Genomic DNA, 13,615 nt, shown 5'->3' on the forward strand with positions numbered 1-13,615 from the left:
TTATCCCTGTTTAAACAACATACAGACATGATATATTCTCTTAATACAGCAGCAATTTTTTACTACTGTATTAAGAGAATAAATAACTTATTATAAATTATCAACCGGTTGGGTTCTTGTTGATACAGCTATTCTGTTCCAGGAATTGATAATAACAATATTCATTATAATTTTCCCGATTTCCTCAGGTGTAAATACTTTCAGTGCTTCGTTGTAAACACTGTCTGGTACATGGGTACTGCTAACAAGGGTAATAGCTTCTGTAAGTGCCAGAGCAGCTCTTTCCCTATCAGTATAGTATGGAGCTTCTTCCCAGGCAGATAATGCATAAATACGTTGTTCAGTTTCCCCCTGCTTCCTGGCATCTCTGGTATGCATATTCAGGCAAAACACACAACCATTCAATTGAGAAGCCCGTATTTTTATCAATTCTGCAATAGTATGATCCACTCCCAGAGTATCTACAAAATTTTGCAGGTGTTTCATGGCATCATATGCACCAGGAACCAGTTTGTAAAGATTCATTCTTGCTTCCATTGTATATCTGTTTTTGATAAGACAAAATAACTACAATTACAGACACCAGAACAGATACAGAATATTACAACTTAAACCATAACAGTTTAACTTTGTGTGCATGGGAAAAAACATTGCTTACAAATACCTTCAGCTTGCTGAAAAATTGCAGCAAATGATTAGTGATGGCGCCTATTCAGAGGGGAATAAACTACCTTCAGTACGCACTCTGCATCTGGAGCATAATATCAGTATCAGTACAGCCCTTCAGGTATATGCTTATTTAGAAAAACAGGGCTGGATTGAAGCCAGGGAAAAATCGGGATACTATGTCAGATATTCCCACAGGCGCAATCAAAGAGCCCTTCCTCCAATTAGTAAACCAATATTGAAACCGGCTCAGGTTCAGGTAAATGAGCAACTGGCCCGGTTAAATCACTATAACGTTGGTATTAAATCAATTTCCCTGATTGGAGCAGCTCCCAATCCTAAAATATTACCAGTTGCCAGATTAAAAAAAGCTCTGGCCGCTACCGCCAGAGAATTAACAGATGAATATATCCCCTATGGTCATATTCAGGGATATGAGCCTTTGAGAAAGCAAATAGCCCGGCTTTCCCTGAACTGGGGCAGAGCTATTGCTCCTGGAGATATTATTATCACAAACGGGATGTTGGAAGCGGCAACCTTATGCCTGAGAGCCGTTGCCAAACCAGGTGATACCATTGCAATTGAATCTCCTACCTTCTTCGGATTATTACTGGCAATAGAAAATCTTGGTATGAAAGCATTGGAAATACCAACAGATCCGGTAACCGGCATACAGCTCGATAAACTGGAACATGCATTTAAGCAGAAGAAGGTGCAGGCTTGTTTGTTGGTTCCTAATTATGGTAACCCTCTCGGCTGCTGTATTCCTGATCCTCAAAAGGAACAACTGGCTAAACTGCTGCAGCAGTATCAGGTTCCGCTTATCGAAGATGATGTTTATGGTGATCTGCATTTTGGGATCGACAGGCCCAAAACTGTTAAATCCTATGACCAGGAAGGCTGGGTACTCTATTGCTCTTCTTTCTCCAAGTCAGTGGCGGCCGGCTTACGCATTGGATGGATCATTGGTGGCAGGTACCATGAGAAAATCTCTCAACTTAAATTTATGGCTTCAGGGGGCACCAGTACCTTACCTCAACTGCTGTTAAATAAATATCTCAATCAAAACCGCTTCGATCTGCATTTAAAAGCACTACGACAAGCCCTCAGTATGCAAACCAGGCAAATGAGTAAAGCCATTCAGGACTACTTTCCTGCCAGCACTCAACTTACCCAACCACAGGGAGGCCTGGCTATCTGGGTTGTTTTACCGCCAAAAGTAGATACCTGGCAATTGTTTGATGCTGCCCGGCAGGAAGAAATAATATTTACTCCCGGCCCCTTGTTTTCGAGTCAGCATGTTTATGGTAACTGCCTGCGATTAAGTAATGCCAATCCCTGGACCGAAGAACAGGATTACGCAATAAAAACATTGGGGAGGTTAATTAAAACCCAATTATAACAGTTGCTTTTTTTGTATTTTTGATCATATCAGATTTACTGTTATGATTAAAACCGCCGACCATCTTTATTTGCAGGTAGCAGATAATATAGAGCAATTGATTGAAAAGGAAGTAATGAAAATTGGAGAGAAACTTCCTTCCGTCAGAATGCTTAGTAAACAGCAGGGAATCAGTTTAAGTACGGCTTTCCAGGCTTATTATCACTTAGAAGCAAAAGGACTGATTGAATCCAGGCCCAAGTCGGGATATTATATAAAGTTCAATTCCCGCCGCATGCCTGCAATGCCTAGTGCTTCTGCACCGGTAAGGAAATCCTGCGAAGTAACAGTATCAGAGATGGTATTACAGGTATTTCATCAATACAGAGGAACAGGGATTATGGATTTCTCCATAGCCATGCCACCGGCTACTGTTTTGCCGGCAGCAAAAATGGCAAAAGCTGTTACACATGCACTGAGAACACTTCCGGATTATGGCGTGGGATATGAGCCTTTACAGGGGAATGCAACGTTGCGGCAACAGATTGCCCGGTTGTCGTTAAGTTGGGGCGCAGCATTTACGGGCGATGATATAATTACCACAAACGGTTGTATGGATGCCCTAACTCTTTCGCTGTCGGCATCTACCAAACCCGGTGATACAATTGCCATAGAAAGTCCGGCCTATCACGGCTCTATGCAACTGGCAGAAAGCCTGGGGCTTAAAGTACTTGAATTACCAATGCATCCGGTTCATGGGGTTGATCTGGCGTATCTCGACAAAGCCATTCCCAAGCATAAAATCAAAGCCTGTTTGTTTGTTACCAATTTCAATAATCCACTGGGTACCTGCATGGCGGAAAAGGATAAAAAGAAGTTGGTAGACATCATCGTGAAACATGATATAGCATTGATAGAAGATGATATATATGGGGATCTGTATTTTGGGAAACAAAGGCCGGTAAATTGTAAAACATTTGATAAACTTGGGCATGTGATCCTTTGTAGCTCTATCTCCAAATCATTAGCCCCCGGTTATAGAGTGGGCTGGGCAATACCAGGGAGGTATAAAGATAAAATGCTAAGGATCAAGCATAATCACTCATTGGCAACAGCCTCTATTACTCAGGCGGCAGTAGGACATTTTTTAGAAATAGGAAGATATGAGTTTCACTTGCGGAATCTCCGTAAGATATTACATACGCAATGTCTGCGGTATACACAGGCGATCAATGAATATTTTCCGGAAAGTACAAAAGTATCCAGACCTTTAGGTGGATGTGTGCTTTGGGTAGAACTGGAAGATCACATTAATACATTTGAGTTATTTCAGCAGGCCTTAAAACATCAGATCACGTTTTGTCCTGGCCGTATATTTTCTTTGCAAAACAAATACAATAACTGTTTACGTATTAGTTTCGGAACCCCTTTCAGTAAGCAGGTTGAAGATAGTCTGAAAACATTGGGAAAACTTATTCGGAAGATGAGTTAAAAAATTAACCGGGATAAGAATATCCCGGTATTGCTTAACCTACAACTAATGTCAAAATTCTTTTATTTAGCTGCCACCGGGCAATTTTATGACAAGCAAAATGCCCGGCCGGCAACTAAAAATGGGATTCGCAAACTTTCTAAACAACCATAACTGTAAATCAACAAAGGAATATCTTTTATCCGTGTTGCCAGGGGTCAGCTGAATGAGTTGACCCCGGTACAACTACTGGACTCTTATGAGGCAATCAACGGATGCACGAAAAGGCCGCCGTCTACATTATATTCTGCACCAGTAATAAAACCAGCATTTTCTGAAGCCAGAAAAGTTACCAGGTTTGCCACATCGGCTGGTTTCCCTAATCTTCCAACAGGTGTTTTATCGGCAATAAACCTACGGGCTTCTTCAGTGAGACCAGCTTTATCCAGCAATGGAGTTTCAATCACACCAGGGTTCACTACGTTTACTCTGATTCGCCGGCCAGCCAGTTCACGGGCCAGCGTTCTGGCAAGTGAATTCAGGGCCGCTTTGGAGGCGGAGAGAGCTGAAGTTCCCGGCATTCCTGCATTTGCATTGAGCGCCGATAAAATTGTGATGGAGCCACCATCCTTGATATATGGTAAAATGTATTGGATAGTGAAGAAGGCACCCTTAAAGTTGGTGTTCATGATTTTATCATACTCTTCTTCAGTTAATGCATCTGCAGGCCCCACGGCTGCAAAACCAGCGTTGATGAATAACGAATCTATTGTTCCAAACCTACCCTGTATATAATCTGCCAGTCTGCGTACTTCTTTTAAATCGCTCTGATCAGCTTTAAATCCTTCGGCAGGATGCCCGAGTGCATATACAGCCTGCTGTACTGCACCCGGATTTCGACCTGTTATCAAAACCTTTGCGCCTTTTTCTAAAAATGATGCTGCTGTTGTATATCCAATCCCGCTGTTACCACCAGTGATAACAACTATTTTATCTTTAAATGATGTCATTGATTTTAATTAGTTGAATTAGCCCAACAATGGATGTACAAACAACCCGCCATCGATATTATACTCTGCTCCGTTTATAAATTGTGCGTTATCTGATGCAAGAAATGTCACCAGCTTTGCTATTTCTGATGCTTCTGCTGATCTTCCTACCGGTACCGATTTTGCGAAATCCTTTCCAGCCACTACTTCTTCAGGAATACCTGCTTTAATGAGAATATCTGTTTTAACCGGACCAGGGTTTACTGTATTAACTCTGATTCTTCTGCTAACCAGTTCACGTGAAAGTGTTCGCCCGAATGCATTGAGGGCAGCTTTACTGGCATTGTAAACGATGGCGCCTGGCATACCACTTAAGGCATTTACGGAAGAAAGAAGGATAATTGTACCTCCGTCTTTTATTAAAGGAAGGAATTGTTGAATAGTAAAGAAAGCACCCTTAGTATTGATGTTCATTACTTCGTCAAAATTCTCTTCGGTCACTTCCGAGAAAGGCCCGATCTTCCCGGTGATACCTGCATTTACAAAGAGGATATCAATTTGCTTATATCGTTCATGTATAAACGCTGTAAGTTTTTTAGTATCGGCAAGGATACTTTGATCTGCGGTAAACGCCTCTGCCTGTGGTCCTAATGTTGCTGCGGCATTATTGATGGCAGCTTCATTGCGTCCTGTGATTATTACATTGGCGCCCTGTTCTATAAAGTCTTTGGCTGTAGCATATCCTATTCCACTATTTCCACCTGTTACAACAGCTATTTTATTTTCGAGTGATAACATTTATTGATTTATTTAAGTTTATCAATATTTAAACCCTTTAAAAAAGAGAATATAATTCTCTTCCATTCATTAATTTAAAAATATCAATATATTAATCTATAAAAAAAGCTTAGTGCTTTTGCCCGTATTGCACTTAGCTTAATTGAAGAAAGAACATCGACAGTTGTTTCATCATCTCTTTATTAAGAGTTAATTCAACTACTCGTCCGTTTTTGGTAGAATTAAGCACGCCACTGTCTACCAGAATTTTGACATGGTGAGAAACTGTTGGTTGTTTCAAGCATGTAAATTCACAAACATCACCACAAACCAGCGACCCTTTCCGAACTACTTCCATTAGTATGCTTAATCGATGTTTATCGGCGATGGCATTTGCTGCTTTTTCTATAACTGCTAAATCCATAACACAAATATAAGCACATTTTCGAAATATCGAAATATTTCGATAGATTTTTATTTTGAGATTTTTTAAAATGCTGAAACCTCGTTTCAATCGTAAATAGATAAATTGACGATTTCATAGTATTTACAGCAATTCTTATATTTTTTTCAACAATTCGAGGGCTTTATGTGAAATCATTCCAAAAAAGCCAGGAATAGTTTTTATTTTAGTCACCAAATCTGGAAAAAGTGAGTAAACCGATATTAGTTATAAAGTTTGGAACCGCATCCATAACACATCAAAACGGCGATCTTGATGAAACAGTTATTGCCGGCATTGCCCGTCAGGTTGCGGAATTACATGCCAATTATCATATAGTTTTAGTGTCGTCCGGTGCTGTGGCTGCCGGAAAGCAGTTCCTGCGCCATTATAATGGAACTATCAGTGAAAGAAAAGCTGCCGCCGCCATTGGAAATCCGCTACTTCTAAATAAATATAGCCGCTATTTTGCCCCCTATAATATTGCAGTAGCTCAAAGTCTGTGCGAGCGCCAGCATTTCTCCGATAGAAATCAGTTTTTACAATTAAAACGGACCTACGAAGAACTATGGGCCAGCAACATCATCCCGATAGCCAACGAAAATGATGTGGTAAGCAGCCTGGAATTAAAATTTTCAGATAACGATGAACTGGCTACACTGATTGCCGTTGGATTTGGAGCCTCCCTCCTGCTGTTTAGCACCTCCGTAGCCGGAGTGCTCGACAGAGAAGGAAAAGTAGTGCCCCAAATTGATGTAATTGATAAAGAAGCCCTGGGCCTTGCCGACAAAGAAAAATCGGCCCTCGGCCTCGGTGGAATGGTATCTAAATTAACCTTTGCACGATTAGCCACTCGTATGGGCATCCGTGTTGTCATTTTCGGAATCCGGACCGAAGACGGAATTCTGAATGCCATCAAAGGCAACACCGGTACTCTATGTCTCCCTCAGCCTTGCAGTATGCCAGCCCGTAAAAAATGGCTTGCAAGCGGAAGCCTGGTTACCGGACGCATTCAGGTTGATACAGGCGCCCAGGAAGCTTTAGAGAAAAGACACAGCCTCCTGGCCGTAGGTGTGAAAGCTGTACTTGAAAAGTTTGAATGCGGTGAGGTTATAGAAATAGTTAATGATACAAATATTGTAATTGCAGTAGGCAGAGCCAAAATTGCTTCCGATATACTGGAAGCCAATCATAGAGCTCAAAATATTGAGGTAGCACATGCCGATGATATTGTGCTGCTATAAAATTCTGATCTGATCATGGAAACGATACAACCTTTATTAGAAAAGGCCAGACAGGCAAGCATTTCGGTCAGGCAGCTTCCTGATTCACAAAAGCAGGCTTTACTCAAACACTTAGCTGCTGCGATTTTCGACAATACAGCCGCTATAATTGAAGCCAACAAAAAGGATCTCGACAGGATGTCGGATGCCGATCCGAAAAAAGACAGGTTACTACTAACTGAATCACGCATAGGTGATCTGGCAAATAGCTTGCACGAAATAGCTGCATTACCTGATCCCGCAAATGTTCTGTTATCCGAAAAAAGACTGGCAAATGGACTCCTGGTCCAGAAGAAATCAGTTCCTCTTGGCGTGGTTGGTGTTATCTACGAATCGAGACCCAATGTAACGATTGATGTAGCAGCTCTTTGCATACGCTCCGGAAATGGTTGTGTACTCAGAGGTGGCAGTGATGCTTTTGATACCAACACAATTCTTGTTCAAATTATACAAGCCTCACTAAAAGCATTTGGAGTAGACGAGCATGCAGTACAACTCTTACCTACAGATCGTAGTTTGGTCAATGAGCTACTTACTGCTGTTAAGTATATTGATATAATCATTCCCAGAGGTTCAGAACAATTAATTGAATTTGTAAGGGCTAATTCAAGGGTACCGGTTATTGAAACCGGAGCCGGAGTATGTCATACCTACATAGAAAAAACCGCGGATCTGGCCCAGGGCGCCACTATTGTAACCAATGCCAAAGTATCCAGACCTTCGGTTTGTAATGCTTTAGACACAGTATTGATCGATGCTCCTGTAGCTTCCGAGTTTCTTAAACTTCTATCCCCTCAGTTAGAAAAATTTGAAGTTGAAATTTTCGCCGACGAAATTTCCTATCCAATTTTGAAGGAACTGAAATATCCATATTTGGTAGCTGCAACCCCTGAGGATTTTGGTAGAGAGTTTCTTTCATTGAAATGTTCTGTCAAGGTAGTTGAGGATACGACAGCCGCTTTATCACATATCCAGCAATTCAGCAGCAAACATTCAGAAGCTATCATTACTAATGATGACGCTGCCAGTGAGCGCTTTTTAAATGAGGTAGATGCAGCAGCTGTATACCTGAATGCTTCCACAAGATTTACAGATGGAGGAGTATTTGGATTAGGCGCTGAAATAGGTATTTCAACACAGAAATTACATGCCCGCGGACCATTTGCTTTAGAAAAGCTGGTCACCGAAAAATGGTTTGTGTTTGGAAATGGGCAGATAAGATAGTTTAGGACTAAGCTATTGATACGGGTTGGCAGTGTCAATAGCTTAGGTATTATTACTTGTGTTTATACTCAGGACCTTACAATAGATTATTGACAGATCACATGATTCTTATCTAACCAGCAGATGTAAAAAAGTGCGTCCACTCTGAAACCATGAACTCTTTTTGTATGATCTATTCTCAGTTCAAATAATTGAACATCCTCTGTAAGCCCGGCTTTGAAATCACAATCAGGGTATTTGCTTCTTGGAATTATTGTTGGTGCCAGTCCTGTTTTATTATGCTTTCCTCCAGTATTCAATAAATCCTGCCAATTGTAGCGATGTAGTTTTTCGATAAACGTCCAAAACACCTTCATATCCTGTTTGCTCCAATCAGAAAAGCATTGATAGGTATGTTGAACAAATCTTATCGATGCAATAACACCAGCCTTATTTCCATCAAGTTTCCAGTCGTTAATATTAGATGCAAGTCTTGTAATTCTTGCTTTTTGTTGACCTATATTTGGCATAATTATTAACAGTTTACTATTCCATTTGCAGACTACTATAATATTCAATCATAGCTTCATGAGTAATTTTAGTATCGTTCTTTTCGTAAATTTGTAGTCCTCTTCTTGCCTCTATCCATGGAGGTTCACTATGAGTTAGTTTTTCGAGATACCCCGCAGAATGTTCTCCATAAACGAAATATACCTCCTCCAACAATTGATTAGTCGCAAATGGGAAATCAGTAACATCAGAAACTTCAAGACTATTTATTATTCCTTCCCTGCAGGTATCTTTAAATCTGTAAAATAAGCTGGGCACTACAGGTCCATGCACCCAGGCCTCAATTGGTTCGTCAAACAATGGTTTATTAAATTTTGTAAGATGCCAGGCCTGAGCATAGTAAACTAACTTCTGTAATTTCAGCGGAGAAATTGTATCTCCGGCATTTGTATTCAAATGGGCTAAAAACCAATCTGCTACTTTATTTGCGGTATAACTCATCAATGAAATTTTTATTTCCACTAAATATTCAATACTTGCTTTTCATTCTAATAGGGGAAAATCACTTTTGAGATTACTTAGGCTGTTATTTAACTCTTTATATCAATCAATATTTTCAAAACTACAATACCCTAAAAAAGAAGAACGAAAATACTATTATGGCTTATCGCCACAAAAAGCATTTTCGTTCATTTTGATTTTTATGCGATGGTTATTTGTTCATTTAAATATACATCCTGAATAGCATTCAGTAAAGCTGCTCCGTCAGCCATCGGGCGTTGGAAGGCTTTCCTTCCGGAAATCAGCCCTATGCCGCCTGCCCGCTTATTGACAACCGCCGTACGCACTGCATCCGCCAGATCAGCAGCCCCTGTTGATGCCCCACCGGAATTAATCAATCCCATTCTTCCCATATAGCAATTTGCTACCTGGTATCTGCATAAATCTATTGGATTATCGGAGGTCAGTTCTGTATAAATACGCTCGTCTAATTTCCCATATGAAGAAGTACCAGTATTGAGAGCTTTAAAACCTCCGTTATACATTGGTAGCTTTTGTTTGATAATATCTGCCTGAATGGTTACGCCCAAATGATTGGCCTGCCCTGTAAGATCGGCCGATAAATCATAGTCCACATCCTTCTTAAACGCATCATTACGAAGATAGCACCAAAGTATTGTAGCCATTCCCAATTCATGCGCTCTTTCAAATGCCTGGGCAACTTCCACTATCTGCCTGTCGGATTCTTCAGAGCCAAAGTATATCGTTGCGCCAACTGCTACTGCTCCCAGGTTCCAGGCTTCTTCTACCGTTCCGTACATTATCTGATCGAACTTATTCGGATAAGTAAGCAGCTCATTATGATTAATCTTAACGATAAAGGGTATACGATGTGCATATTTACGTGAAACCGCCGAAAGTACGCCAAACGTAGAGGCTACAGCGTTACATCCTCCTTCTATCGCCAGCTTTACAATATTTTCGGGATCGAAATATGCAGGATTCTTCGCAAAGGAAGCCCCACCACTATGCTCAACTCCCTGGTCGACCGGCAATATCGATACATAGCCGGTTTCTGCTAACCTGCCATGCCCGAAGATCTGACCTAAACTTCTTAATACCTGTGGATTGCGGCTGGTAGTCTGATAAATACGATTCACCGTATCAGGGCCCGGTAGATGCAACATCGATTTATCTATAGTCCTGCTCTGGTGATTTAAAAGGGTTTCACTTTCCTTCCCTAACAATTCACTGATCTTGTCTAATGATAACATAAGCATTGCTATTTAGAAATCAACAAAACAATTTAATAAGGTGTAGGACCCGGAGATTTTGGCACATCTTCCCGCTCCTCAGAAACCATTTCCGTACTTTCAAATGCCCCGCCCGAACCATCATGTATTATGGGTTCTTCTCTCTCTTTCTTTTCTGTTTTTTCAGGGGCTTCTGTAGCAGGTCGATTATCTTTCTCCATACAAACAAATATACATAATCCTAAAGAAGAGACATTTCATTAATCGTTCTTATAATTTATTCATAATATCAATATCCTCACCCTTTTGTTAATTTTCTTATAAGCAAACACCTCAGGAGTAGGATCAGCGTTTCTAATTTTCTATATTTGCCCCCCAGAAAATAGAAAAAGAGAAAATATGACTGAGATCGCAATTATTCGTCATGGTACTACTTCCTGGAATAAAGCAGGCCGACTACAAGGATATTCAGATATTCCGCTGGATGAAGAAGGCATTGCACAAGCCATGAAACTAGGTCAACGCCTGAGCAGCGAAAATTGGGATCTGATATTTTCCAGCCACCTGATCCGTGCCCGCCAAACCGCCGCTATTATCGCTCAGGAATTAAAACTCAACAGCGTAATTGAAGATAAAAGAATCGGAGAAGCAGGCGGTGGACTCATCGAAGGCACCACTGAAGAAGAAAGGCTCAGTAAATGGGGCGCCAACTGGAAACAATTAGATTTAGGCATGGAGCCCAGAGAATCTGTTGTAAACCGGGGCCTATCCTTTCTCCAGGAAATAAGTGCCGAAAATAAGGGCAAAAAAATAGTTTTAGTTACCCATGGCAGCTTTATACGCCAATTGCTAGATACTATTGTTCCAGCTCTGAACCCTACTCCAGCAATGAAAAACACGTCATTCACCAGACTTTTACGATTGGATGACAGTTGGAACTGCGAACTATTTAACTGTATTAGACATCTTGATTAACCTATCAAGATATTGTTAAAAAACTGCCTGTACCATTTATGAACTTTGTGACTTTAGTCATGAGGGTTATATTTGTTACCCATGAAATTATTGTTAATAGAAGATGAACCTGCTGTAGTATCAGTCATCACCCGCGGGCTTACCGAAGCCGGATATGAGGTTAGTGTTGCCCCCGATGGCAATAGCGGGTTTCAGATGGCCCTGAATAATACAAACTTCCGGTTAATTATATTAGACGTCATGCTACCAGGCATGAATGGTATTGAAGTATGCAGATCTCTCCGTCAATCGCAGATAGATACGCCTATTTTAATGCTGACCGCCCTTGGCACTACCGAAAATATAGTAATGGGATTGGATTCCGGCGCCGATGACTACCTGCTGAAACCTTTCAAACTACAGGAACTGGAAGCACGTATCCGTAGCCTGTTAAGACGCAAAAACGGAAATGATACACCCGTACCCGTTATCAGCACAGCTGCCCTTCTTAGCCTGTCGGACCTCTCTCTGAATACAGATACCAAAGCGGCCAGCAGAAATGGGAAAAGTATTCCGCTTACTGCTACCGAATACAGGTTGTTAGAATACCTGCTTAAAAATCCTCGTAAAGTATTATCCCGGCTCGAAATTCTGGAACACGTATGGGGTATAGAATTCAATATGAATACTAAAGTAGTGGATGTCTATATTAATTATCTGAGAAAAAAAATAAATAAACATAACCCAACTGAACTTATTCATACAGTAGTAGGATTAGGTTATATGTTGAAAGAAACCAAACTGGATGAGGATACGCACTAAAATATTAATGGTATTTGCAGGCCTGACTATTTCTACCATCCTGATGATGAGTATATTGGTGTATTATTTTGCCAATCAGCACTCCTTTGAGGATTTTTATAAACGCCTGGAAATACGTGCATATCTGGCCGCCAAAGCCACTCTTCCCAATTACGAATCTGATAGTGCCATTTACAATGAGATCAGAGATGAACATCTTGAAAAACTCCCTGCAGAAAAGGAATACTTTCTGTCGGTAAATACCAATGGTGCCGTAGCTACCAATGAGCAACTGGATCTGCCCCCCACCTTTTACCAGCAGGTTATCCGGGAAAGTAAAGCTACCCACCGCGAAGGTGACAGGTTCTTTGAAGGCGTCTTATATAAAAGCAAGCAGGGCCTTTATATTGTAATTGTTTCTGCTATTAATCAATATAGTATTGAATATCTTTCCTGGTTACGAAAAATATTATTTATCTGTTCGCTGGCTTCCAGCATCATTTTTATAACTGCAGGCATCTTCTTCTCTAAATATATTCTAAAGCCTATCAGGCAAATGATGATGCAGGTTAAAAGTATCAGCTCCAGAAACCTACACCTACGGTTAAACGTAGATAATAGTAAGGATGAAATTACCGACCTGGCAGATACATTTAATAATATGCTCGACCGGCTTGAAACGGCCTTTGAAACTCAAAATAACTTCGTCAGCAATGCATCACATGAATTAGGAACTCCCCTGACCGCAATCATCGGAGAAGCAGAATTAGCTTTAAATAAGGAAAGAACTTCTGAAACCTATATCTACTCTCTTCAAAATATTCTTAGCGAAGCAGAGCGACTGGAACATATTACCAGAAGCTTATTACACCTTGCCCAGACAGGATTTGATGGTAAAAAACAGGAATGGGAATTTATCCGCACAGATGAGCTCCTGTTCACCGCGAAACAGACCATTGATAAGATGTATCCCGATAACCATGTTGAAATAGATTATAGCTTGTTTCCGGAAGAAGAAGAAAAACTTCAGATTTCGGGTAATATGCAGTTATTAGAACTGGCTCTTACCAATATAATCGTCAATGCCATAAAATACTCCGGTAATAAACCTGTTTCTGTAGCATTGGCAGCTACAGAAAAGAAAAACATCTTTATTATAAAAGATATGGGCATTGGTATTCCACCCGAAGATCTGCCTTATATTTTCTCTCCTTTCTTCCGTGCTTCCAATACTTCATCCTTTAAAGGATATGGAATTGGACTGCCCCTGGCTATGAATATTATCAGAATGCATAAAGGCGATATTATTGTTAACAGCGAGGTAAACGAGGGAACAGAGATCAGAGTGGAACTTCCACTGTAGAACCTGCTTTCTTACCGAATT

The 13,615-nt window shown here is 40.7% G+C and carries 15 protein-coding genes; 7 read left to right on the top strand and 8 right to left on the bottom strand.

The features are described 5' to 3' along the window. Nucleotides 1-90: 90 nt before the first annotated feature. Nucleotides 91-537, bottom strand: a complete 447-nt coding sequence (locus DVR12_RS17935) for a carboxymuconolactone decarboxylase family protein (RefSeq protein ID WP_116977174.1) — start codon at nt 535-537, stop codon at nt 91-93. A 100-nt stretch (nt 538-637) separates the two neighbouring features. Between DVR12_RS17935 and DVR12_RS17940 the strand changes: the two genes are divergently transcribed. After that, nucleotides 638-2,068 (top strand): aminotransferase-like domain-containing protein, encoded by a 1,431-nt coding sequence (locus DVR12_RS17940; protein WP_116977175.1) that lies wholly within the window; start codon nt 638-640, stop codon nt 2,066-2,068. Between the two features lie 43 nt (nt 2,069-2,111). Continuing rightward, a complete protein-coding gene (locus tag DVR12_RS17945; RefSeq protein WP_116977176.1) occupies nt 2,112-3,539 on the top strand; it encodes an aminotransferase-like domain-containing protein in 1,428 nt (475 codons plus the stop codon). Nucleotides 3,540-3,775: 236 nt separating this feature from the next. On the opposite strand, the gene DVR12_RS17950 is transcribed toward DVR12_RS17945, so the two are convergent. The 3 genes from DVR12_RS17950 to DVR12_RS17960 form a co-directional block, all read right to left on the bottom strand. After that, the gene (locus DVR12_RS17950; RefSeq protein ID WP_116977177.1) at nt 3,776-4,528 is read right to left on the bottom strand and encodes an SDR family NAD(P)-dependent oxidoreductase; all 753 of its coding nucleotides are present in this window, start codon (nt 4,526-4,528) and stop codon (nt 3,776-3,778) included. 18 nt (nt 4,529-4,546) lie between these two features. Then, entirely contained in the window at nt 4,547-5,305 is a 759-nt protein-coding gene (locus DVR12_RS17955) for a glucose 1-dehydrogenase (RefSeq protein WP_116977178.1), read from the bottom strand. Nucleotides 5,306-5,438: 133 nt separating this feature from the next. Further along, entirely contained in the window at nt 5,439-5,708 is a 270-nt protein-coding gene (locus DVR12_RS17960) for an ArsR/SmtB family transcription factor (RefSeq protein ID WP_116977179.1), read from the bottom strand. Nucleotides 5,709-5,935: 227 nt separating this feature from the next. Between DVR12_RS17960 and proB the strand changes: the two genes are divergently transcribed. Further along, nucleotides 5,936-6,970 carry a glutamate 5-kinase gene (gene proB, locus DVR12_RS17965; RefSeq protein WP_116977180.1) on the top strand — a complete coding sequence of 345 codons (1,035 nt, stop codon included), beginning with the start codon at nt 5,936-5,938 and terminating at the stop codon, nt 6,968-6,970. Between the two features lie 15 nt (nt 6,971-6,985). Beyond that, nucleotides 6,986-8,233, top strand: a complete 1,248-nt coding sequence (locus DVR12_RS17970; RefSeq protein ID WP_116977181.1) for a glutamate-5-semialdehyde dehydrogenase — start codon at nt 6,986-6,988, stop codon at nt 8,231-8,233. An 86-nt stretch (nt 8,234-8,319) separates the two neighbouring features. Here DVR12_RS17970 and DVR12_RS17975 read toward each other — a convergent pair whose 3' ends face one another. From DVR12_RS17975 to DVR12_RS27620, 4 genes are all read right to left on the bottom strand, one after another. After that, complete coding sequence (locus tag DVR12_RS17975) at nt 8,320-8,742, bottom strand: MAG6450 family protein (protein ID WP_116977182.1); 423 nt, start codon at nt 8,740-8,742, stop codon at nt 8,320-8,322. A 16-nt stretch (nt 8,743-8,758) separates the two neighbouring features. Then, entirely contained in the window at nt 8,759-9,223 is a 465-nt protein-coding gene (locus DVR12_RS17980; protein WP_116977183.1) for a Panacea domain-containing protein, read from the bottom strand. Between the two features lie 200 nt (nt 9,224-9,423). Next, a complete protein-coding gene (locus DVR12_RS17985; protein WP_199417141.1) occupies nt 9,424-10,497 on the bottom strand; it encodes a class I fructose-bisphosphate aldolase in 1,074 nt (357 codons plus the stop codon). A 32-nt stretch (nt 10,498-10,529) separates the two neighbouring features. After that, nucleotides 10,530-10,697, bottom strand: a complete 168-nt coding sequence (locus DVR12_RS27620) for a hypothetical protein (RefSeq protein ID WP_158563300.1) — start codon at nt 10,695-10,697, stop codon at nt 10,530-10,532. A 178-nt stretch (nt 10,698-10,875) separates the two neighbouring features. On the opposite strand from DVR12_RS27620, the gene DVR12_RS17990 reads away from it, so the two are divergent. The 3 genes from DVR12_RS17990 (at nt 10,876) to DVR12_RS18000 (ending at nt 13,594) form a co-directional block, all read left to right on the top strand. Beyond that, entirely contained in the window at nt 10,876-11,451 is a 576-nt protein-coding gene (locus tag DVR12_RS17990; RefSeq protein ID WP_116977185.1) for a histidine phosphatase family protein, read from the top strand. A gap of 81 nt (nt 11,452-11,532) precedes the next feature. After that, complete coding sequence (locus DVR12_RS17995) at nt 11,533-12,252, top strand: response regulator transcription factor (protein WP_116977186.1); 720 nt, start codon at nt 11,533-11,535, stop codon at nt 12,250-12,252. Further along, the gene (locus DVR12_RS18000; RefSeq protein ID WP_116977187.1) at nt 12,236-13,594 is read left to right on the top strand and encodes a sensor histidine kinase; all 1,359 of its coding nucleotides are present in this window, start codon (nt 12,236-12,238) and stop codon (nt 13,592-13,594) included. Before DVR12_RS17995 ends, DVR12_RS18000 begins: the two co-directional genes overlap by 17 nt. Nucleotides 13,595-13,615: the final 21 nt, after the last annotated feature.

Origin of the sequence: Chitinophaga silvatica (assembly GCF_003419895.1) — a bacterium.
Classification (GTDB): Bacteria; Bacteroidota; Bacteroidia; order Chitinophagales; family Chitinophagaceae; genus Chitinophaga; species Chitinophaga silvatica.

Excerpts from the sequence above, each read along its gene's own strand:
- DVR12_RS17935 (WP_116977174.1), bottom strand. The coding sequence starts at position 537 with ATGGAAGCAAGAATGAATCTTTACAAACTGGTTCCTGGTGCATATGAT.
- DVR12_RS17940 (WP_116977175.1), top strand. The coding sequence starts at position 638 with ATGGGAAAAAACATTGCTTACAAATACCTTCAGCTTGCTGAAAAATTG.
- DVR12_RS17945 (WP_116977176.1), top strand. The coding sequence starts at position 2,112 with ATGATTAAAACCGCCGACCATCTTTATTTGCAGGTAGCAGATAATATA.
- DVR12_RS17950 (WP_116977177.1), bottom strand. The coding sequence starts at position 4,528 with ATGACATCATTTAAAGATAAAATAGTTGTTATCACTGGTGGTAACAGC.
- DVR12_RS17955 (WP_116977178.1), bottom strand. The coding sequence starts at position 5,305 with ATGTTATCACTCGAAAATAAAATAGCTGTTGTAACAGGTGGAAATAGT.
- DVR12_RS17960 (WP_116977179.1), bottom strand. The coding sequence starts at position 5,708 with ATGGATTTAGCAGTTATAGAAAAAGCAGCAAATGCCATCGCCGATAAA.
- DVR12_RS17970 (WP_116977181.1), top strand. The coding sequence starts at position 6,986 with ATGGAAACGATACAACCTTTATTAGAAAAGGCCAGACAGGCAAGCATT.
- DVR12_RS17975 (WP_116977182.1), bottom strand. The coding sequence starts at position 8,742 with ATGCCAAATATAGGTCAACAAAAAGCAAGAATTACAAGACTTGCATCT.
- DVR12_RS17980 (WP_116977183.1), bottom strand. The coding sequence starts at position 9,223 with ATGAGTTATACCGCAAATAAAGTAGCAGATTGGTTTTTAGCCCATTTG.
- DVR12_RS17985 (WP_199417141.1), bottom strand. The coding sequence starts at position 10,497 with ATGTTATCATTAGACAAGATCAGTGAATTGTTAGGGAAGGAAAGTGAA.
- DVR12_RS27620 (WP_158563300.1), bottom strand. The coding sequence starts at position 10,697 with ATGGAGAAAGATAATCGACCTGCTACAGAAGCCCCTGAAAAAACAGAA.
- DVR12_RS17990 (WP_116977185.1), top strand. The coding sequence starts at position 10,876 with ATGACTGAGATCGCAATTATTCGTCATGGTACTACTTCCTGGAATAAA.
- DVR12_RS17995 (WP_116977186.1), top strand. The coding sequence starts at position 11,533 with ATGAAATTATTGTTAATAGAAGATGAACCTGCTGTAGTATCAGTCATC.
- DVR12_RS18000 (WP_116977187.1), top strand. The coding sequence starts at position 12,236 with ATGAGGATACGCACTAAAATATTAATGGTATTTGCAGGCCTGACTATT.